The organism is Janthinobacterium sp. PSPC3-1 (genome assembly GCF_049896105.1).
GTDB lineage: Bacteria > Pseudomonadota > Gammaproteobacteria > Burkholderiales > Burkholderiaceae_D > Janthinobacterium.
Genome location: NZ_JAFCTQ010000047.1, coordinates 1 through 20,365, shown reverse-complemented (window position 1 = coordinate 20,365; position 20,365 = coordinate 1). Strand labels below are relative to the sequence as shown.

The 20,365-nt window shown below is 65.1% G+C and carries 15 protein-coding genes; 7 read left to right on the top strand and 8 right to left on the bottom strand.

Going from position 1 to position 20,365, the window contains the following annotated elements; genetic code table 11:
• Nucleotides 1–63: 63 nt before the first annotated feature.
• Nucleotides 64–483 (top strand): DoxX family protein, encoded by a 420-nt coding sequence (locus ACP7B7_RS28355; RefSeq protein ID WP_426078933.1) that lies wholly within the window; start codon nucleotides 64–66, stop codon nucleotides 481–483.
• Nucleotides 484–549: 66 nt separating this feature from the next.
• On the opposite strand, the gene ACP7B7_RS28350 is transcribed toward ACP7B7_RS28355, so the two are convergent.
• Nucleotides 550–1,344 carry a substrate-binding periplasmic protein gene (locus ACP7B7_RS28350; RefSeq protein ID WP_426078932.1) on the bottom strand — a complete coding sequence of 265 codons (795 nt, stop codon included), beginning with the start codon at nucleotides 1,342–1,344 and terminating at the stop codon, nucleotides 550–552.
• Nucleotides 1,345–1,673: 329 nt separating this feature from the next.
• On the opposite strand from ACP7B7_RS28350, the gene ACP7B7_RS28345 reads away from it, so the two are divergent.
• The 6 genes from ACP7B7_RS28345 to ACP7B7_RS28320 all read left to right on the top strand — a co-directional run bounded on the left by ACP7B7_RS28345 (nucleotide 1,674) and on the right by ACP7B7_RS28320 (nucleotide 9,948).
• Entirely contained in the window at nucleotides 1,674–2,033 is a 360-nt protein-coding gene (locus ACP7B7_RS28345; protein ID WP_308924707.1) for a hypothetical protein, read from the top strand.
• Nucleotides 2,034–2,207: 174 nt separating this feature from the next.
• Nucleotides 2,208–4,616, top strand: a complete 2,409-nt coding sequence (locus tag ACP7B7_RS28340) for a catalase (protein ID WP_426078931.1) — start codon at nucleotides 2,208–2,210, stop codon at nucleotides 4,614–4,616.
• Between the two features lie 224 nt (nucleotides 4,617–4,840).
• Nucleotides 4,841–6,571 carry an MFS transporter gene (locus tag ACP7B7_RS28335; RefSeq protein WP_426078930.1) on the top strand — a complete coding sequence of 577 codons (1,731 nt, stop codon included), beginning with the start codon at nucleotides 4,841–4,843 and terminating at the stop codon, nucleotides 6,569–6,571.
• Entirely contained in the window at nucleotides 6,558–7,748 is a 1,191-nt protein-coding gene (locus ACP7B7_RS28330; protein ID WP_426078929.1) for an HlyD family secretion protein, read from the top strand. Before ACP7B7_RS28335 ends, ACP7B7_RS28330 begins: the two co-directional genes overlap by 14 nt.
• On the top strand, nucleotides 7,745–9,133 hold the full coding sequence (locus ACP7B7_RS28325; RefSeq protein ID WP_426078928.1) for an efflux transporter outer membrane subunit: 1,389 nt from the start codon (nucleotides 7,745–7,747) through the stop codon (nucleotides 9,131–9,133). Before ACP7B7_RS28330 ends, ACP7B7_RS28325 begins: the two co-directional genes overlap by 4 nt.
• Nucleotides 9,134–9,228: 95 nt before the next feature.
• Nucleotides 9,229–9,948: a hypothetical protein gene (locus ACP7B7_RS28320; protein WP_426078927.1), complete on the top strand. Its 720-nt coding sequence runs from the start codon at nucleotides 9,229–9,231 to the stop codon at nucleotides 9,946–9,948.
• A gap of 84 nt (nucleotides 9,949–10,032) precedes the next feature.
• On the opposite strand, the gene ACP7B7_RS28315 is transcribed toward ACP7B7_RS28320, so the two are convergent.
• From ACP7B7_RS28315 to ACP7B7_RS28285, 7 genes are all read right to left on the bottom strand, one after another.
• A complete protein-coding gene (locus tag ACP7B7_RS28315) occupies nucleotides 10,033–11,019 on the bottom strand; it encodes a hypothetical protein (RefSeq protein ID WP_426078926.1) in 987 nt (328 codons plus the stop codon).
• Nucleotides 11,020–11,128: 109 nt separating this feature from the next.
• Entirely contained in the window at nucleotides 11,129–14,245 is a 3,117-nt protein-coding gene (locus ACP7B7_RS28310) for an efflux RND transporter permease subunit (RefSeq protein WP_426078925.1), read from the bottom strand.
• Nucleotides 14,246–14,253: 8 nt separating this feature from the next.
• Nucleotides 14,254–15,399 carry an efflux RND transporter periplasmic adaptor subunit gene (locus ACP7B7_RS28305; protein ID WP_426078924.1) on the bottom strand — a complete coding sequence of 382 codons (1,146 nt, stop codon included), beginning with the start codon at nucleotides 15,397–15,399 and terminating at the stop codon, nucleotides 14,254–14,256.
• A gap of 30 nt (nucleotides 15,400–15,429) precedes the next feature.
• Entirely contained in the window at nucleotides 15,430–16,839 is a 1,410-nt protein-coding gene (locus tag ACP7B7_RS28300; RefSeq protein ID WP_426078923.1) for an efflux transporter outer membrane subunit, read from the bottom strand.
• The gene (locus ACP7B7_RS28295; protein ID WP_426078922.1) at nucleotides 16,836–17,615 is read right to left on the bottom strand and encodes a CerR family C-terminal domain-containing protein; all 780 of its coding nucleotides are present in this window, start codon (nucleotides 17,613–17,615) and stop codon (nucleotides 16,836–16,838) included. Before ACP7B7_RS28295 ends, ACP7B7_RS28300 begins: the two co-directional genes overlap by 4 nt.
• Nucleotides 17,616–17,861: 246 nt before the next feature.
• On the bottom strand, nucleotides 17,862–19,208 hold the full coding sequence (locus tag ACP7B7_RS28290; protein ID WP_426078921.1) for a hybrid sensor histidine kinase/response regulator: 1,347 nt from the start codon (nucleotides 19,206–19,208) through the stop codon (nucleotides 17,862–17,864).
• A gap of 145 nt (nucleotides 19,209–19,353) precedes the next feature.
• Nucleotides 19,354–20,088 (bottom strand): 2OG-Fe dioxygenase family protein, encoded by a 735-nt coding sequence (locus tag ACP7B7_RS28285; protein ID WP_426078920.1) that lies wholly within the window; start codon nucleotides 20,086–20,088, stop codon nucleotides 19,354–19,356.
• Between the last annotated feature and the right edge of the window lie 277 nt (nucleotides 20,089–20,365).

Below are 20,365 nucleotides of genomic sequence, written 5' to 3'. Positions count from 1 at the left end.
GACGTGCGGCCGCTGCCTATGATGGACAATCATGGCGCGTGGCGCCTTTCCTGGAGCAAGACGATGAAACCATCCCCCTGGCCGGCAAGACTGATCGGCCCTTTTACGCCTGACGCCGGCCTGCTGTTCGCGCGCGTGACGGGCGCGCTGCTGGTGCTGCACGTGCACGGCCTGCCCAAGCTGCTGCATTTTTCCGACGAGCTGGCGCATATCGACGATCCGCTGCACATGGGCCGCGCACTGACCCTGTATTGCGCGCTGTTCGCCGAACTGGTGTGCCCGGTGCTGGTGGCCGCCGGCCTGTTGACGCGCCTGGCCACCTTGCCCTTTCTGTTCCTGCTGCTGGTGTCGATGCTGCTGGTGCATCCGGACTGGAGCATCGCCGACGGCCAGTTCGGCTGGCTGCTGATCATCGTCTTCGGCACGATTGCCGTCAGCGGCGCGGGCAAGTATTCGGTCGATGCGCACTGGCGCAGGGCCTGAGGCGTCGAGAAGCTGGCCGCCTGTAGCACCGCCTGCCTGGCCGAATCGCTGCCAGGCAGGCGGCCACTACCTCACCGGCACATCGCTATCGTCTTCCTGGTAGCCGTATGCTGCATGAATTCTTTCCAGCACCTTGTCTCGCCGCATTTGGCGCAGTATCTCGCTGAGCCGGCTTGCTTCTTCTTTTGGCATTGCCAAATTGCATGCCAAATACATCGGTTCCCTTTCAATCCGGTAGATCATCTTCAAGCCGCTCAGACCGAGTTTATGGATCTGATACAAGCCTGACATGCGGCCCACCACCCACAGGTCTATCCGTCCCAGCAACAACTTCCTGGGATTGGCGCTGTCGGCACTGGCCTCTTCAACCTGCAAGCCTTTTGCACGCAACTTTTCCACCATCGCATTGCCGAGATAGGAGCCGACGGTATAGCCGCGCACCTGCTCCAGGCCAGTGAGTTTGATCGCCAGGTCCTCGCGCGCGAAAAATACCCATTCCAGCTGGGTAATGGGGCCGATCCAGCGAAACTGTCGTTCGCGCGCCGGATTGCGCACGGTACTGAACAGGCAGGCATCAGGCGTACGCAGGGCAATCGAATAGGCCCGCGCCCAAGGCAATATCTCCGGCGCCGACACCGGAACCTGCGCACGCTGCATCAGCTCGCGGACGATGTCGGTCGATACGCCGCGCAGCGCGCCGCTGTCGCTTTTCCACGCGTAGGGAGCGTAGTCTTCCGTGACAAGCCGCAATGGTGTCCCGGCGCTGGGCTGCGCCATGGCGGTGCAGGGCAGCAGCAAGACCGCCGCGAGTAGCGTGGCGCGGCGCGAGGGGCGCAAGGCAGGGTGGTGGGGTATCGTCATGATCCAATTATCGACCAGAGGGCGGCCAGCGTCCACACCTGCCGGCCTCAATTTTGCATGAAAACATGCGTTTCACCGCATGCAAGCGATGAAATAAAGATTATTTAAAAATACATCATATTCATCAAACATTCAGGCTAGGTGAGACAGCGCACGGTCATCTGCAGCCGATGGCCTTAATGTAGCAACAACAGCTCGCTGCTGATGACGTTGATACGCATCAGCCCGGCAGCGTTTAGTTGCCTCTGTTTGAATAGAGGCGAGGAAAATCATGATTCGGTCAGGCATCGAGCATGGTTGGGATTATTTATCATTAAAAGGAAACCATCATGAACGCAAACGCAATCGACAAAGCCGCCAACGACATCAACAACACCGCCCAGGATGCCCGCAAGGACGTGCATGCCGCCGTCGACAAGGCGGCCGACAAAGCCCAGCCGGTGGTCGACAAAGTCGCTGCCAGCGTACACAGCGGCGTTGACCAGGTCGGCGAAAAAATCAACGCCGTCACCGATTCCGTCAGCTCGGCATCGGAAAAACTGATGGAACGCGGCAAAGAGTGGAGCGCCGCTTGCCAGCGCGCCGGTGAAACCGGCCGCACCTACGTGCGCGAACGTCCCGCTACTTCGCTGCTGGTCGCCCTGGCAGCTGGTTATGGCCTGTCGAAACTGCTCGGTGCGCGCAAGTAAGGCGTAGATAACAACTGACGCAGTCAGACACCAGTCTGCCGTGGGCGCTGGCCCGGTTTGCCCAAGTGGCGTACCGGTCCGGCGCCCATTGTTTTTGAATACAGGATTTGTACGCAGTGAAACTGTTGGCCTTGTTCATTATTTTTGCTTTTATCTAATACCCACAGGAGATATATGGCTACCAAACAAAACGCCCCATCGGTCGATGGCGCAGGTTCCGTCTTGAGCAGCTCGGGCGGCCCGTCCGACACGACGCCGCCGCAAAGCCTGGGCAGCAGCAATGACGCGGCCGACACCCTGCTGCGCAAGGTGGCTGCCAGCCAGGCTCTGGCCGACGCCATGCCCGACAATCCGAATGTCGCCGGCCAGTATGGCGAGGCGGCGCGCAGTCCGGAAGAAGGCGTGCATGTGGACGCCAGCGACCCGGCCGCCACCGGCAGCACCACCGGCGAAACCACGGCCTCGCCGAAAACCGGCAATGGCCAGCCTGCGCTGGGCGCCAATGCCGGCACCGCGCCGCTGGACCGCGCGCGTGCCGACGACAGCGGCCGCGTGCTGACCACCAACCAGGGTGTGCCGGTGGGCGACAACCAGAATTCGCTCAAAGCGGGGTTGCGCGGCCATACCCTGATGGAAGACTTCATCCTGCGTGAAAAGCTCACCCACTTTGATCATGAGCGTATCCCCGAGCGCGTCGTGCATGCGCGCGGTTCGGCCGCCCACGGCTACTTCGAGTGCTACAAGGAACAAAGCGATCTGACGCGCGCCTCGTTGTTTGCCAAGGCCGGCAAGCGCACGCCCGTGTTCGTGCGCTTTTCCACGGTGGCCGGCGAACGCGGTTCGACCGATACGGCGCGCGACGTGCGCGGCTTTGCCGTCAAGTTCTATACGGACGAAGGCAACTGGGATCTGGTCGGCAACAATATCCCCGTCTTCTTTATCCAGGATGCGATGAAGTTTCCCGACCTGGTGCATGCCGTCAAGCCCGAGCCGCACAACGGCATTCCGCAGGCGGCCAGCGCGCATGACACCTTCTGGGATTTCGCCTCGCTGATGCCGGAAATTACGCATATGCTGATGTGGGCCATGTCCGACCGCGCCATACCGCGCAGCTACCGCACCATGCAGGGCTTTGGCGTGCATACCTTCCGCCTGGTCAATGCCGAAGGCCAGTCCGTGTTCTGTAAATTCCACTGGTCGCCGACGGCCGGCACGCATTCGCTGGTCTGGGACGAGGCCGTCAAGATCAGTGGCGCCGACTCCGATTTCCACCGCCGCGACCTGTGGGAAGCCATCGAATGCGGCGAATATCCCGAGTGGGAACTGGCATTCCAGGTCTTCACGGAAGAGCAGGCCGAAGCGTTCGAATTCGACGTGCTGGACCCGACCAAGCTGATTCCCGAGGAAATGATCCCATTGACGCCGGTCGGCAAGATGGTGCTCAACCGTAACCCGGACAATTTCTTTGCCGAAACCGAGCAGGTGGCTTTCTGTACCGCGCACATCGTGCCCGGCATCGATTTCAGTAACGATCCGCTGCTGCAAGGGCGTATCCATTCCTATGTGGACACGCAGATCAGCCGCCTCGGTGGCGCCAATTTCCATGAGATCCCGATCAACTCGGCAATTGCCCCCGTGCATAACAACCAGCGCGACGGCATCCACCGCCAGGCCATCAACCGTGGCCGCGTGGCCTACGAGCCGAACTCGCTGGCCGGCGGCGCGCCGTACCAGGCCGGCAGCCGCGGCTTCAACAGTTTTCCGCAGCCGACCGAAGGCGACAAGGTGCGCGGCAAGCCCGAGAAATTTGCCGAGCATTATGGCCAGGCGCGCCTGTTCTTCATCAGCCAGACGCCGCCCGAGCAGGACCATATCGCCAACGCCTTCCGCTTCGAGCTGAGCAAGGTGCAGACCGTGGCCATCCGCAAGCGCATCGTCTCCATGCTGCGCAATGTCGATGAAACGCTGGCGCAGAAGGTGGCCGATGGCCTTGGCCTGGCCTTGCCGCCGGCCATGCCGACCCTGGACCTGGTGCCGATTCCGGACTATGCGCCGGCGCCGTCCTTGTCGCTGACCTTCCGTCTTGGCAAGACCGGCATCCACACCAAACGCGTGGCCATCCTGGTGGGGCCGGGCAGCGACGCGGCGCAGGTGCGCGCCATCTACGCCTCGCTGCTGGCGGACGGCGCCGTGCCGCGCCTGGTGGGCAGCGCCCTGGGCCAGGTCGATACCAAGGCCGGCGCGCCGCTGGCCGTCGAGGTAACTTTGGAAACGGCGCCGGCGGTGCTGTTCGACGGCGTCGTCATCCCCGATGGCGAAGCGGCGGCCCAGCAACTGAGCCTGGACGCCAACGCGCTCGACTTCGTGCGCCTGCAATACCGCCACTGCAAGCCGCTGCTGGTGATCGACGCCGGCAAGACCCTGCTCGACAAGGCCGGCGTGCCGTTGACCTTGCCGGACGGCAGTGCCGATCCGGCCCTCGTCATCGCCGCCGCAGGCGATGCCAAGGCGGTGGCGGCGTTCAAGAAAGCGCTGGCTGGCCAGCGTGCGTATGCGCGCGAGACGGACCCGCCACGCGTGTAATTAGTTAGCGTAAAGCCAGGGTCAGTTCCTTCGGAATCGGAATGCCTCCCACTGGGAGGCATTCCCCCGACGAGACTCGGCGTCCCCGCCTGACCCTGGTTCTTCGCCGCGTCATAGTTTTACTCAGCAATCCGCACGCCTTTCCATCTTTCTGCAACATAAACAATAAAAATTCCCCGCGGTGATATGCTGCTGACTGTAGCGGTTGGTGCCTTCAGGCACGAATGAACCGCACCAGCAAACACGATCACGACAGCCGCATGGACAAGTACACACCAAGAACCTGGAATCCGGGAGAACGCCCGAACTTGCCCGGTTCGCCATCGACGCCCGAGCACTCGACGCCGAAGCGCGTCGCGTACTTTATCGTCGGCCTGATCGTGGCGCTGACGGGCGGCCTGGGCAATGGCCTGGTGACGGCCAATATCCTCAACCTGCAAGGCTCGCTGGGCGCCTACGCCTACCAGATGCAGTGGTTGCCGGCTGCTTACGTGATGACGATTGTGTCCATGAATCTGCTGCTGGTGAAATTTCGCCAGCAGTTCGGCCTGCGCCTGTTTACGGAAGCATTTTTGATCCTGTATGCGCTGGTCACCTTTGCCCATTTGTATGCGAACACCCTGTCGTCGGCGATCGCCGTGCGCGCCGCGCATGGCATGGTGGGCGGCGCGCTGGGCGTGCTGGGCCTGTATTACACCTTGCAGGCTTTTCCCGCCAAACACCGGCTCAAAGGCGTGGTGCTGGGCCTCGGTTTTGCCCAGCTGGCGCTGCCGCTGGCGCGCATCTTTACCTCCGAACTGCTGGAACTGGGCGAGTGGCACGGCCTGTATCTGTTCGAGCTGGGCCTGTGCCTGCTGGCGCTGGGCTGCGTGCTGGCCCTGAAACTGCCGCCGGGCGACCGCATGCAGACCTTCGAGCCGCTCGACTTCCTCACCTTTATTTTATTTGCACCGGGCGTGGCGCTGCTGTGCGCGGTGCTGGCGCAGGGCCGTACGGCATGGTGGATGGAGTCCGAATGGGTGGGTGTGTGCCTGGCCGCGTCCATCGTGCTGATCACGGCGGCGCTGGCGATCGAGCATAACCGCACGCGCCCGCTGCTCAATACGCGCTGGCTATCGACCGGCAAGATCGCCAAGCTGTTTTTATCCGTGCTGCTGTTTCGCATCGTGCTGTCCGAGTCGACCGGCGCGGTGGGCTTTTTGCAGGCGCTGGGCCTCAATACCGACCAGATGCAGAACCTGTTCGTGGTGGTGTTGCTGGGCAGCGTGGCCGGTTTGCTGGTCAGCGCCATCACCATCAACCCGGCCACCATCCACCGCTCGCTGATGTTCGCGCTGCTGCTGATCGCGGCCGGCGCGCTGATCGACGCGCATGCCACCAGCCAGACGCGCCCGGTCAACATGTACGTGAGCCAGTTCCTGCTGGCGTTTGGCGGCACTTATTTTCTCGGCCCCACCATGGTAGCCGGCATGGGCGCCGTGATCGCCGAGCCGCGCAACCTGGTCAGCTTTTCGGTGATGTTTACCATGACGCAGAATATCGGTGGCCTGCTGGGGTCGGCCATCGTCGGCACCATCCAGACGGCGCGCGAAAAATACCATTCCAGCTACCTGGTCGAGCACCTGACCATGCTCGACCCCAACGTGGCCGCGCGCGTGCAGTCGGGCGCCAACGCCTATGGCAGCGTGCTGACCGACCCGGTGCTGCGCAGCGCCGCCGGCGTGGCGCGCCTGGGCGCGGCCGCCACGCGCGAAGCCAATGTGCTGGCCTATAACGATGTCTTTTTGATGATCGCCGTGGTGGCCATCGTGACCTTGCTGTGGATGTTGATCAGCCAGTGCTGGACCACCATCACCAGCGGCGCGTGGCGCCTGGTCGGCCCCGTGCGCGACGCGCAGACCGCCATGTCCATCGTCCCCATTACCAATTCGGAACCGAGCAATGACAGAAAATAAGAATCCGCCGCCCGTATCGACGCCTGCCCCTGCGCCAGCGGCCACGCCCGCTCCAGCCGCTCCGGCCACCGCGCCGCAGCCTGAACGCCGCTTGCAGTGGCTGTCGACCATCGCCTTTGCCTTTGTCGCCGTGGTGGGCGTGCTGATCGTGCTGTACGCCTGGCGCTTGCCGCCGTTTACCAGCCCCATCGTGACCACCGAAAACGCCACCGTGCGCGGCCAGGTGACGGTGATCGGCACGCAGCTGTCCGGCTATGTGGTGGAAGTCAATGTACAGGATTTCATGGATGTGAAGGCGGGCCAGCTGCTGGTGCGCATCGACGACCGCATTTACCAGCAGCGCCACGAGCAGGCGCTGGCCCAGCTGGCCGCGCAGGAGGCGGCGCTGTCGAACTGGGCGCAGCAGCGCGCCAGTTCCGAGGCCGGCATCGCGGTCAGCCGCGCCGCGCTGGCCAACGCCGAAGCGCAGGCAAGGAAATCGGCCGCCGACCTCAATCGCGTCGAGCAACTGGTGGCCGACGGCTCGCTGTCGCAGCGCGAATTCGACCAGTCGCGCGCGACCCAGGCGCAGATGGCGGCGGCGCTGGCGCAGGCCAGGGCCAATGTCGATATTGCACAGCAAAGCGTGCAGTCGGTGGTGGTCAACAAGCAGGCGCTGGCTGCCGCGGTAGCCAATGCCGAAGCGGCCGTCAAGGCGGCGAAGATCGATCTCGACAACACGCGCATCATCGCGCCGTCCGATGGCCAGCTGGGCCAGGTGACGGTACGCCAGGGCGCTTTCGTCAATTCCGGCTCGCAGCTGATGGCCGTGGTACCGCGCCAGCTGTGGGTGATCGCCAACTTCAAGGAAACGCAAATGAACGGCGTGCAGGAAGGGCAGAGCGCCACGTTCCACGTCGACGCGCTCGATGGCGCCGTGCTGACCGGCCAGGTCGAGCGCATCTCGCCGGCCACCGGTTCCGAGTTTTCCGTGCTGCCGGCCGATAACGCCACCGGCAACTACCTCAAGATTGCCCAGCGCATTCCCGTGCGCATCCGCATCGACGCGGGCCAGGTGAATGCGCGCCGGCTGGTGCCGGGCATGTCGGTGGTGGTCAGCGTCGATACCTCGGCCGTGCTAAATGATTCGGCGGAAAGCCCGGCGCCGCCACCGCCGCCGAAGAAGGCCAAGCCATGAAGCATCGTCCATTGTTGATCGTCGCGGCACTGGCCCTGGCGCTGGCCGGCTGCGCCGCCAAGGCGCCCCAGCAGCCCGCGTCCAGCCTGCAACTGCCGTCCGGCTGGCGCGCGCAGGCCGCCGGCGTGGGCGGCGCCCAGGTCGAGCAGCTGTGGTGGCAGGCTTTTGGCGACCCGGTACTGAGCAATCTGGTGGCCACGGCGCTGACCCATAATGGCGACCTGCGCGTGGCGCGCGCCCGCGTCGAGGAATACCGTGCGCGCCTGGCGCAGGCCGGCGCCAACCACGCGCCCACGCTGTCGTTCGACGGCTCGCCGACGCGCACCCGCACCCTGGCCTCGAACGGCGTGCCGTATGTGACGAATGTGTTCCAGGCCGAGCTGCAGGCCAGCTATGAGATCGATGTATGGGGGCGGCTCGGCAAACTGAGCGACGCGGCCGGCGAGAGCTTTCGCGCCGAGCAGGCCAGCCTCGATGCGGCGGCCCTGTCGATCGCCGCCAGCGTGGCCACGGCCTACCTGAATTTGCGTGGCCTGGACGCCCAGCTGGCGCTGACGCAAGCGACCCTGGAGCTGCGCGTGCAGTCGCGCGAGCTGGCCCGCAAGCAGTACGAAGTGGGCTACAGCTCGCAGCTGGAATGGCAGCAGGCACAATCGGAATACCATGCGGCGGCCGAACTGGTGCCGCAGCTGCAGCGCCAGATCTTCGAACAGGAAAACGCCCTGGCGCTGCTGATCGGCGGCAATCCGGGTCCGATTGCGCGCGGCCTGCCGTTGCAGGCGTTGACGCCGCCTTTGGTGCCGGCCGGCCTGCCGTCGGAGCTGCTGCGCCGCCGCCCGGACATCGCGCGCGCCGAGCATAACCTGGCGGCCGCCAACGCCAGCCTGGCCGCCACGCGCGACCAGCTGCTGCCGTCCTTCAAGCTGACGGCCACCGGCGGCGGCCAGGCCACCACCCTGACCGACTTTTTGCATGCGCCCACGGCGTTGTGGCGCCTGACGGCGCTGGCGGCCGGCCCGCTGTTCGACGGCGGCCGGGTGCAGGCGCAGACCGATGCCGCCGGCGCCCAGCGCGACCAGCTGGCCTACACTTATGAAAACGTGGTGAGGAATGCGTTTGCCGAAACCGAGAACAGCCTGGGCGCCATCTACCGCCTGCGCCAGCAGGCGGTGGAAAACGACGCGCGCCGCGCCACCTCGGCCGAAACGCTGCGCATCGCCCACAACCGCTACCGCAACGGCTATGCCTCCTACCTGGAAGAACTGGACGCCCAGCGCAGCCTGTACAGCGCCGACGTGGGCTTGCTGCAACTGAAGACGCGCATCCTGGTCGCCTCGGTGGATTTATACCGCGCCATGGGCGGCGGCTGGCGGCCGGCGCCTTAAGTCTGCGCGTATGGCGAGAGGCGACTGGCCGGTGTAACATCGGCCATCATGAACATGAATGGAGAAAGAAGGGCATGGAGATTTTTGGCGTAGGCTTGCATATTCTGGTCGCCTTGTTTTTTGCGGTGCATGCGGTGCGCAACGGGCAGCCGCTGTACTGGCTGCTAATACTGTTCATCTTCCCGCTGCTGGGCAGCGTGGTGTATTTCTTCGCCATCTACCTGCCCAATTCGCGCCTGCCGCAAGGGGCGCGCAAGGTCGCGTCCGTGGCGGTGCAGGTGCTGGACCCGAACCGCGAACTGCGCGAAGCGCGCGCCGCCTACGACTACACGCCGACCGCGCAAAACCAGATGCGCCTGGCCAGTGCGCAGCTGGAAGCGGGCGACCCGCAGGCCGCCGCCGGCACCTACGAGGCTTGCCTGCAGGGCGCGTTTGCGTCGGACCTGGAAATTCGCATGGGCGCCGCGCGCGCCTACCTGGAATGCGAGCGCGGTGCGGAAGCGTTGACGCATCTGGAATTCATCCGCCGCAGCGACATCCATTTTCGTCCCGAGATCGTGTCCTTGCTGACGGCGCGCGCGCTGGCGCAAAGCGGGCGACAGGCGGAAGCAAAGGCGCAATTCGACGACGCCCTGACCCGTCACGGCAGCTTCGAAGCGCGCGCCGAATACGCCATCTGGGCGCTGGGCCAGGGCGACACGCTCCTGTCGGAGCGCCTGTGCCAGGACATCGACAGCGCCATGCAGCGCTGGAACCGCCATACGCGCGAGATGTATGCGCCGCTGCTGGCGCGGCTCGATGCCGCACGGAAGTAATATGTTGTCGTGGCGTAGGTCGGACGATCGTAGGTCGGGTCAGGCCAACGGCCGTAACCCGACACCATTGTTGGGGGTAATTGCTTACACCTCCGGCACGATATTTTTTCCCTCGACCAGCTTGTACTTCTTGCCATCGAACGCATAGCGCGCCCGCCCGTTGATCTGGGTGACCAGGCGCGGCGGCTCCTGGTCTTCTTTCACCTGCACGCCGGGCTTGATCTTGCGTGAGGCGCCCGTGAAGTCGATCAGCAGGTCGTCGTAGGCGCCGCCATCGCGCGCGGCCGCGAAGTGCCAGTTGCCGTCGACCAGCCAGCAGTTGTCCGTCTCGGGGCCGCAGGCGCCTTCATTGTCGGAGTGCAGGTCGATGCCGCCATCGAGTTCGGTAACCTTGTCGGCGCCTATCTCGAACAGCGCCAGTTGCGTGATCGTGTAGCCCTGGCCCGTGTAGCCGTGACGGATCGCCAGGCCCTGCTTGCCGGCGCCCAGCATCACCCAGTGCACTTCGCCCAGCTGCCCGGAAGAACCGAGGGTGGCGATATTTTCCAGCCGCGTCACCACTTGCCAGGACTCGTCGCCGGGCTTGCCCTTGGGCGCCAGGTAGAACACATTGAGCAGGCCGGGCGAGGCGTGGGCCGATTCGGCCGTGCCTTCCGTGTTGGCCGTTTCCGCGTTGGCGACCAGGATGGCGCGGCCATCGGGCAGCAGCTTGTGGCTGACGGCGCTGACCACGTAACTGAGCTTGTCGGCCTTGGCTTCCTTGCTGTCCGGGTCCGGCAGGTCGGCCAGCGCATCGTCGCTGTCGGGACGGTAGTTCTTGCCGAAGATGGCCAGCATCATGGCCGCTTCCAGTTTGCTGTCGCGCGCGCGCGCTTCAGGCGTTTTCATCTCGTCGTTTTTTGCGGCGACCGGTCCGTCGGCGGCAGGCGCGGTTTCCGTCGCCGCTTGCGGCACGGCGGGCGCTGGCGGGGTGATGGCGCTTGCCTGTGCGGGAACGGGGGCGGCCTTGTCCGAGCAGGCGCCGAGCAGGGAGCAGCCGAGAAGCAGGGCCAGTGGAATGGAGTGGTTCATGAAAGTGCCGATTGCGTAATGGTCAATGGGCGCAGTATGCCAGATAGACAAAAGCGATGGCGCAGGCTCGGGGCCTGGCCATCGCTTTGCTTGACTTGCGTGGTGTCGATCAGTGCTTGTCGAGCGCCACCTTGCCTTCCATCGCTGGCGCCGGGTGGCGGCGCAGCTTGTCCCTGACACGCTTGAGCAAATGTTCCAGGTCGTCGATATAGGTGAACACGGCCGGCACCACCAGCAGACTCAAAAGCGTCGAGGTGATCAGGCCGCCGATCACCGTGATCGCCATCGGCGAACGGAAACTGGGGTCGGCGCCCCAGCCCAGCGCCAGCGGCATCATGCCGGCGCCCATGGCGATCGTCGTCATCAGGATCGGCCGGCTACGCTTGTGGCAGGCGTCGACCAGGGCGTCGAAACGGTCCATGCCCGCCTCGCGCGCCAGGATCGCATAGTCGACCAGCAGGATCGAGTTCTTGGTGACGATCCCCATCAGCATGATCAGGCCGATCATCGACGGCATCGACAGCGCGCTGCCGGTGATGAGCAAGGCCACGAAGGCGCCGCCGATCGACAGCGGCAGCGCCGCCAAAATCGTCACCGGCTGCATGAAGTCCTTGAACAGCAGCACCAGCACGCAATAGATGCACAGCACGCCGATCAGCATGGCCAGGCCGAAGCTGGCGAACAGGGACGCCATCTCCTGCGCGTCTCCCAGTTCGGCGATCTTCACGGACGCGGGCAGGTTCTTCATCGACGGCAGCGCGCGCGCTTCCTCGTTCAGCTCACCGAGCGTGCGCGAACCGAGTTCCACGTCCAGGGTCACGTTGCGGCTGCGGTTCAGGCGGTCGATCTGGGCCGGGCCGCTTTCCATGGTCACCGTGGCCACGTTCGCCAGCCGCACCGGGCCATTCTTGCCGGGCACGGTCAGGCGTTCGATGGCGGCCAGGTCGGCGCGCACGCTGTTGGGCAGCTTGACGCGGATCGGCACCTGGCGTTCGGGCAGGTTCATCTTCGTCAAATCGGTGTCGTAGTCGCCGGCCGTGGCCACGCGCACCGTTTCGCCGATCGATGCCGCGGTCACGCCCAGGTCCGCCGCCTTGGCAAAGTCGGGCCGCACGATGATTTCCGGGCGCACCAGCGAGGCGCTGGAGTTCACATTGCCGATGCCGTGCAGGCCGCGCAGTTCGCGCTCGACTTTTTGCGCGGCCGCCATCAGCGCGACCGGGTCTTCCGAACGCAGCACCAGCTGCATCTTGACGCCGGTGTCGGGTGGCCCCACCGTAAAGCGCGCGCCGGGAATATTATCGAGCTTGCCGCGCAACTGCGACTCCAGCCCGGCCATCGATTCCTTGCGGTCGGTGCGGTGCACAGTGGTCAATGTCAGCACGGCGCGGCGCGCTTCGGCCGCGGCGCCCGGCGCGAACGCGTCGCCGCTGGAGCCGCCACCGATGGAACTGAACACGCCCTTGATGCCGGGCACCTGCATGGCCGCGTTGCGCGCCTGGGCCGCCACGGCCCGGGTTTCGGCCAGGGTGGAGCCGGGCGGCAGTTCCAGGTTGATCTGCGTCTGCGCGCGGTCGGCGGCCGGCACGAAGCCGGTCGGCAGCAGCGGCACCAGCGCGATCGAGCCGGCAAAGAACACCATCGAGGCGAGCGCCGTGATGCCGCGATGATTCAGGCACCAGCGCATGGTATTGAGGTAGCGCGTCATCAGCCAGCCGTCCTGTTCTTCCTTGTGCGCCAGCGGCTTCAAAATGTACGCCGCCATCATCGGCGTCAGCAGCCGCGCCACCACCAGCGAGGCCAGCACCGCCAGCACGGCGGTCCAGCCGAACTGCTTGAAGAACAGGCCGGGAATACCGCTCATGAAGGCCGTCGGCAGGAACACGGCCACCAGCGCAAAGGTGGTGGCGATCACCGCCATGCCGATTTCATCGGCCGCTTCCATCGCCGCCTCCATCGGCGATTTGCCCATGCGCAGATGGCGCGAGATGTTTTCGATTTCCACGATGGCGTCGTCGACCAGCACGCCGACCACCAGCGCCAGCGACAACAGTGTCACCGTATTGAGCGTATAGCCGAACCAGTAGATGCCGAGGAACGCCGGCATCACCGACAGCGGCAGGGCGGCCGCGGCCACCAGGGTGGCGCGCCAGTCGCGCAGGAACCACCACACCACCAGCACGGCCAGCAGGGCGCCTTCATACAGCAGCTCCATCGAGCCGTCGAAGTTTTCCTCGACCGGGAAGGCGTTGTCGATCGACTGCTGGATCACGATGCTGGGGTTTTCCTTCTGCAGGTCGGCCACCGCTGCGCGCGCGCCATTGGCCACCGCCACTTCGCTGGCGCCCTTGGTGCGGAACACTTCGAATGCCACCACCCGCTTGCCATCCTGCTCGGCCAGCGCGCGCGGTTCTGCGATGGTGTCGCGCACGTTGGCCACCTGGTCGAGGCGCACATGGCGCCCGTCCGGCAGCGGAATGTCGACGCGCGACAGTTCTTCGGCCGTTTTCACGGTGGCGATGGTGCGCACCGACTGCTCGGCGCCGCTGACATCGCCGCGTCCACCGGGCGCCTCGCGCTGCACCAGGCGCAGCTGGCGCGACACGTCCAGCGCGGAGACTTTCAGGGCCGCCATGCGGGCGTCGTCGAGCTCCACCTGGATTTCGCGGTACACGCCGCCCAGGCGCGTGACGGCGCCCACGCCGGGTACCGTCAGCAAGCGCTTGGCGACCGTGTTGTCGACATACCAGGACAGGTCGGGCGCATCGAGCGGATTGTCGACGCCGGCCTTGGGCGAGGCGATAAAGGTCAGCACCACCCGGCCGGCCGTCGAGGCCTTCGTGACGGTCGGGTCGCGCAGTTCGGCCGGCATGTCGGCCTTGACGCGCGCCACCGCATCGCGCACGTCGTTGACGGCTTCGGCGATCTGCTTTTCCAGGATGAATTCGACGGTCACCGTGGCCACGCCGTCGAGCACCTTGGTATAGATGTTCTTGACGCCTTGCAGGGTGGCGACCGAGTCTTCGATCTTGCGCGCCACTTCGGTTTCCAGCTGGGCCGGCGCGGCGCCCGGCAGCGAGGCGCTGACGGTGACGATGGGCAGTTCGATATCCGGGAAATCCTGCACCGGATTGGCTTTATAGGCCAGCAGCCCGGCCAGGGTCAGCAGCGCGAACAGCATGATGGCCGGGATCGGATTCTTGATCGACAGGGAGGAAAAATTCATGATTTTCCTTATTTCTTCGCAGATGCCGGAACCGGCTGTACAACATTGCGCACCAGGTCACCATCATTGAGGAAGCCGGCGCCATTGACGACGATGGTGGTGTCGGCCGTGATGCCCGAGACGATCTCGATGCTGTCGGCCAGGCGGCGGCCTGGCTGTATCTTGATCTGGCTGACGCGCTGGTCGCGGTTCAGGCGGAATACATAGCTGAAGCCGTCGCGCACGGCGATCGCCTGCTGCGGCACGGTCAGCGCGCCCGAAGTGCCCAGTTCAAACGCGCCGCTGGCATACATGCCGGCCTTGAACGGCGCATTGCCTTGGCTGCTTGCCGGCAGGTCCACATACACCAGCGCCGAGCGCGTCTGCGGATCGACCGTCGGCGCGATCATGCGCACCTTGCCGGTCAATACGCTGCCATTGGCCGCCTTCACTTCGGCCAAAGTCCCCGGTTTCAGATTGAGCAGTTCGGCGGCCGTGACTTCGGCGCGCCATTCCAGGCGGCCCTGGCGGATCATGCGGAACAGTTCCGTGCCGGCGGCCACCACCGAGCCGACGGTGGCCGAGCGCGACGAGATCACGCCGCTGTCGGGCGCGAGCACCTGCGTGTATTTCAGGCGCAGTTGCTGCGCCGCCAGCTGCGCCTTGCTTGATGCGATGCGGGCATTGGCCGTCTGTTCGGCCGTCAGGTACTGGCTGATCTGCTGGGCGCTGATGGCGCCCGTGGTTTGCAGCGAGCGGGCGCGGGCGGCGTTGGCCGACGCTTCGGCGGCATTCGCTTCCGCTTCCAGCACTGCCGCCCTGGTCTGCGCCACGTCGGCGTTGACGGTGTCGTTCGAAAACACGGCCAGCACCTGGCCGGCGCGCACCACGTCGCCCACGTTGACGCGCACGTCCGTCAGGCGCAGGCCGTTCGACTCGCTGCCGATAATGGCTTCCTGCCAGGCGGCGACGTTGCCGTTGGCGGACAGCTTGATCGGCAGCCTGCTCGTTTGCGGCCTGGCCGTGGTGACGGTCAGGGCCGGCTTTTGCACGGCGTTCTTGTCTTTTTCATCGGCGGCGGTGGAGGAGGGGGCGTACAGCGCCACGCCGGCGCCGGCCAGCACGCAACAGGCCGCGATGGCCACGGTAATCGGTTTGAATGTCAGTGTTTTCATGTTCTGGTCCGTCAAAAGGGGGGCGCAATATCAGGGTGCGGTGGTGTTCTGCGTGGCGTACTGGCTGGCGTTCCAGCCGCCGCCGGCGGCGCGGTACAGCGCCACCCAGGCGCTGCTGCGGTCGCGCTGCAGCGTGACCACGGTGTTTTCGGCGGCCAGACGCGTGCGGCGCGCGTCCTCCAGTTCGATCAGGCTGGCCAGGCCGTTCTTGTAGCGATCTTCGGTCGCCACGAACGAGACGCGGTAGCCGGCCAAAGCCGTCTGCGCGTGGCTGCTGCGCGCGTCCGTGCTTTGCAGGTTCAGCAGCGCTTCCTCCACTTCGCGCACGGCCTGGCGCACGCCGGCGCGATACTTGACCACGGCTTCGTCATAGCGCGCCACGGCCGCGTCGACCTGGGCGCGGCGGCGCCCGCCGTCGAAGATCGGCAGGCTGACGGCCAGCGGGCCGATGCTCCAGGTGCTGCCGGTGATGCTTTCGCCGCCGGCGCGGATATTGCCCTTGCCAATCGATCCGGCCAGGCTCAGACGCGGGTAGCGCTGGGCTTTTGCGCCACTGACTTCAAAGCTGGCGGCCGCCACTTCGCGCTCGGCGCTGAAGATGTCGGGCCGCTGGGCCAGGGTTTGTGCCGGCAAATTGCCGATGGCCAGCGGGGCGGGGGTGACCAGCGGCGCGGCGGCCAGCCTGGTGCGCAAGGTCTCTTCCGGCATGGCTGACAGGGCCACCAGCGCCTGCACGCCCACGTCGCAGGCGGCGCGCTGTTCGATGGCGCGGCTGGCGCCTTCGGCGGCGCTGGCCCTTGCCAGGGCGGCATTGGCCGGCGCCTGGAAGCCGGCGTCGGCGCTCAATTGCGTCAGGCGTGCCGAATCGCTGCGCGAGGCGGCATCCTGTTCGGCCACGCTTTGCAGCTGGCGGCAGGCGCGCAGGCTGTAGTACTGGTTCGCCACTTCGGCCGCCACCGATACGCGCGCGTCGTGCCAGCCGGCTTGCGCGCTGTCCAGACGCGCTGAGGCGGCGTCGCGCGTGGCGCGGTTGGCGCCGAACACGTCGATTTCCCATGACGCCTGCAGCGCCGCCTGCGAGGTGGTGCCGCCCGGCTGGGCTGACTGCTGGCTGGTGCGCACCACGCTGCCGGTGGCGTCCAGCACGGGACCCAGCGCCGCGCCGCTGGCGACGCGGTCGGCGCGCGACTGCACGATGCGGGTGCGGGCCGTGGCAATCGTCGGGCTCACCTGCTGGGCGTCGGTGATCAGTTCGACCAGCAGGGCGTCGCCCTGCTGCTGCCACCAGCTGGCCAGGTCGACCACATTGCCGTTGTGCGGCAGCGGGGCGATCCAGTTGGCGGGAGCGGGCGCCGCCACGCTGCGTGGCGGCCCCTGCACGGCGCAACCTGCCAGCGCCAGCAGCATGCTGGCGGCCAGGGCGTATTCAGACTTCCTCATGCTGGTCCTTTTGCGGTATCGATGGATAAATCGGAGGGGATGGGATGCAGGCGGGCGCGCTCGACTTCGGCCATCGCCAGCGCATAGTCGACCATGCGCCCCAGCCAGGTCTCGGCGGCCTGCGGCGTGGCCATCAGCTGCGGGCGCAGCGTCTGGATCACTTCGGCGCCCACCATATGCTGCAGTGCCAGCGAGGCGATCGAAAAGGCCAGCCGGTGCATGTCGTCGCTGTCGGCTTCGGCGCCCAAATGGCGCGCCAGCACGCGCGTAAACGCTTCGTGTTCGGGGCGGATATTCTGGTCGATCTCGCGCGCCCACAAGCCGGTGGGCTCGAGCATTTCGCGGCACCACAGGCGCATGGCGTCGCGCGCCATGTCGCCCTGCTGCATCGGCGCGAGCATCTGCGCATAGAAGCCCTGCAAGCTCTGGCGCAAGGTGAAGTGAGGCTGGTCGAACAGCGCGATATTGCTGTGCGGGTCGCTCGACTGCTCGGCAAAGGCGGCGCGGTACAGGCCGGCCTTGTCGCCAAAATAATAACTGATGGCGGCCGCATTGGCGCCGGCCGCCTGCGCCAGCTCGCGCGTGGAGGTTCGGGCATAGCCTTGTTCGGCAAACAGGCGGATGGCGCTGCGCAGCAGCCGCTCGCGCGACTGTTCGCCATCGGAGCGCGGCTTGCGCGCCACGCAGTGGCCGAACAGATTGCGCCAGCCAGGCTGGCACGCCGGCTCGTCGCTGGCAGTGGCTGGCGGTGCCGGCGGGTGTGAAGGTTTTTTCATGCCTGGAATTAAATCACATAACTAAAACAAATGATATAACTTAATCGTTTGATTCACTTACGAAATTCCAGGCAAAAAAAAGCCCGCGGGTTGAATCGCGGGCTGAATCCAAATGTTCGGAGAACGACTTGGAGGAGACAAGTACACTATAGCGCTAAAAATGGTGCAGTGCAATACCGTAGAACTACGGTGACGGTTTGATCATGTTATCCAAACGCTTGTATTGCGTTGCACACATAGCCGTCATCAGCTGCGCAGGGCCAGTGTAAAAGTGCTCCCTTGTCCGTAGTCGCTGTTGAAGAACAGGGCGCCGCCGATGGCGTTGGCCAGGTTCTGGCACAGGTACAGGCCCAGGCCCGCGCCCTCCACGTGGCGGGTGGAGGTCGAATCGAGCTGCGAGAAGGCCTGGAACAGCTTGGCCTGGTCTTCTTCCTTGATACCGGCGCCGCTGTCGGTAATGCTCATTTCGGTCACGAGTGCGCCGTCTTCCTCGCGCTGGGCCAGGCTGATGCGCACGCTGCCCTGTTCCGTGAACTTGATGGCGTTGTTGAGCAGGTTGATCAGGATCTGCGTCAGCGCGCGGCGGTCGGTGTCGATCACCACCTTTTGCTTGCCCGCGTCCACTTCCAGCAGCAGGCCCTTTTGCTGGGCCAGCGGACGCAAGGTTTCGGCCACTTCGGCGATCAGGTCGTGGCAGGACACCGGCTCGATCGACAGGGTCAGCTTGCCCGCCTCGATCTTGGCCACGTCGAGGATGTCGTTGATCAGCGACAGCAGATGGCGCGCGCTGGCGCGGATGGTGGTCAGCTGCTTGTCCTGGTCGGCCGTCAGCGGGCCAGGCAGTTTCATCAGCAACGCGCCGGTAAAACCAATGATGGCGTTCAGCGGCGTGCGCAGCTCGTGCGACATATTGGCGATAAAGGCCGACTTCATGCGGCTCGCTTCGGCCAGCTCCAGGTTCTTCAGGGCGATTTCGCGGTTGGTGGTTTCCAGCTCGGCCGCGTGGTGGGCCAGGCGCATGTTCAGTTCGATCACCTGGCGCTCGCGCGCCTGCAGCTCGCCATTGACCTGCACCGCCTGTTCGTAGGTCGAGATCAGGAGGTCGAGGATCTGCTGGCGCTCGGCATTGATGAAATGCTTCTGGTCGCCCAGGTACAGGGCGATGCCGATCTCGACGTTCTGGTTCTTGCGCAGTTTCTGGTTCATCAGCATGTGGCTGATGCGGTTGAGCAGATAGTCTTCCGCGTACGGCTTGCGGATGAAATTGTCGGCGCCGCACTCGATGCCGCGGATGATGTCCTTCGGGTCGTTGAGCGAGGTGACCAGGATCACCGGGATATCGCGCAGGGTCGGGTCGGCCTTGATGGCGCGGCACAGGTCGTAGCCGTTCATTTCCGGCATGACGATATCGGACAGCACCAGGTGCGGCTTGCGCTCGCGGATGGCGGCCAGGGCCAGCTGGCCGTTGGCGGCCACGCGTGCGTTGTAGTGCAGTGACTGGATCAGGCGGCGCAAGCGCTCGGCCTGGGTCGGGCTGTCTTCGACGATCAGGATTTCGATTTCGTCGGGCTTGATCTGGTTATTGGAGTCCACGGACCTCTCCTAGAATTTCATTGTATTTGGATGCTGGGCACGGTCGGCGCGCAGTATCGACATCGTATGACTATATCGGAATTACCCTGTCAAAAGTAACTTCAGGGTAACTATTTCGGTGGTCCGTGCAGGCTGTGACAGTCTGTTAGTTTTCGCCCTGGAATTGCCCGGCCCGGTAGGTCAGCACCAGCGTGTCGCGATGGCCGGCCGTGCCGATGGGCTGGATCGGCGTCGATTCGTGGATGACGGCCGCGTCGTCGAGCAGCAGCAGCGACCACGGCTCGGTCAGGGTAAAGCGCTTGCCGTTGGGGCCATCCGCTTCGAAGATGCGCGTCTCGCCGCCCTTGATCGACTCGCGGCCAATCAGCAGCACGGCGACGAAATCGACGCCGTCGCGGTGCGCGCCTTCCGGCGTCGGGCGGCCGATGCCGTCGGTGGTATCGATGCGGAACTGGTGCGCCTCGATGAACCACGGTTGGGCGCCCTTCACTTGCGAGCAGATGCCGCCCAGCGCCACGATCAGCTGGCGCCAGGCCGCTTGCGCGGCAATCGCCGGCTCGACCGGCTCGAACAGGCGGTGCATGCCGCCATGCAGAGCGTTGTACTCAACCGGCTGCCAGTGCGCGCGGTGTGGCGTTTGCGCCAGCGTGCCGCCGTCCTGCACGAAGCAGGAGTGGCGCCGGCGGCGGTAGCGGCCGCCATCCTTCAGGTAGTTGTCGAGCGCGAGGTCGTCCCAGCTCGGTTCCAGCGCACGCAGCTCCGGCAGGGTGCAGCCGGCCAGGGCAGCCACATCCTGCGGGCGCAGCACGGCATAGCCATCGTTGCGCAAGGCGCCGGCAAGGTGGGACGGGTCGTTGAAGATCGGTGCGGCAGTGCTCATGTCGGTGCCGGCCGCGGGGCGGCCGCTATCAGGTTGTCCAGGCAGGCATTCTAATACCTGGACGGCCATCGTGTGGCGGGGGGAGGGGATTTCTTGATATGGGAGCTGGCGGTGGTGTCGGATTACGCGCGGCTGCGCCGCGCTAATCCGACCTTGTATTATTCCTCTCATGCGGTTGGTGGTGTTGCGAACAACATCGGCCGCTGTCAAAATTCTTGGTAGGCATATCAAGACCGGGTAACTGGATGCCGTATCCGCCCTTAGGCTCAAAGCCAGC

Bases quoted from the DNA above. Each gene is read 5' to 3' on its own strand.
- ACP7B7_RS28335 (WP_426078930.1), top strand. From the start codon at position 4,841: ATGAACCGCACCAGCAAACACGATCACGACAGCCGCATGGACAAGTAC.
- ACP7B7_RS28285 (WP_426078920.1), bottom strand. From the start codon at position 20,088: ATGAGCACTGCCGCACCGATCTTCAACGACCCGTCCCACCTTGCCGGC.
- ACP7B7_RS28355 (WP_426078933.1), top strand. From the start codon at position 64: ATGAAACCATCCCCCTGGCCGGCAAGACTGATCGGCCCTTTTACGCCT.
- ACP7B7_RS28350 (WP_426078932.1), bottom strand. From the start codon at position 1,344: ATGACGATACCCCACCACCCTGCCTTGCGCCCCTCGCGCCGCGCCACG.
- ACP7B7_RS28315 (WP_426078926.1), bottom strand. From the start codon at position 11,019: ATGAACCACTCCATTCCACTGGCCCTGCTTCTCGGCTGCTCCCTGCTC.
- ACP7B7_RS28310 (WP_426078925.1), bottom strand. From the start codon at position 14,245: ATGAATTTTTCCTCCCTGTCGATCAAGAATCCGATCCCGGCCATCATG.
- ACP7B7_RS28330 (WP_426078929.1), top strand. From the start codon at position 6,558: ATGACAGAAAATAAGAATCCGCCGCCCGTATCGACGCCTGCCCCTGCG.
- ACP7B7_RS28345 (WP_308924707.1), top strand. From the start codon at position 1,674: ATGAACGCAAACGCAATCGACAAAGCCGCCAACGACATCAACAACACC.
- ACP7B7_RS28325 (WP_426078928.1), top strand. From the start codon at position 7,745: ATGAAGCATCGTCCATTGTTGATCGTCGCGGCACTGGCCCTGGCGCTG.
- ACP7B7_RS28340 (WP_426078931.1), top strand. From the start codon at position 2,208: ATGGCTACCAAACAAAACGCCCCATCGGTCGATGGCGCAGGTTCCGTC.
- ACP7B7_RS28305 (WP_426078924.1), bottom strand. From the start codon at position 15,399: ATGAAAACACTGACATTCAAACCGATTACCGTGGCCATCGCGGCCTGT.
- ACP7B7_RS28295 (WP_426078922.1), bottom strand. From the start codon at position 17,615: ATGAAAAAACCTTCACACCCGCCGGCACCGCCAGCCACTGCCAGCGAC.
- ACP7B7_RS28300 (WP_426078923.1), bottom strand. From the start codon at position 16,839: ATGAGGAAGTCTGAATACGCCCTGGCCGCCAGCATGCTGCTGGCGCTG.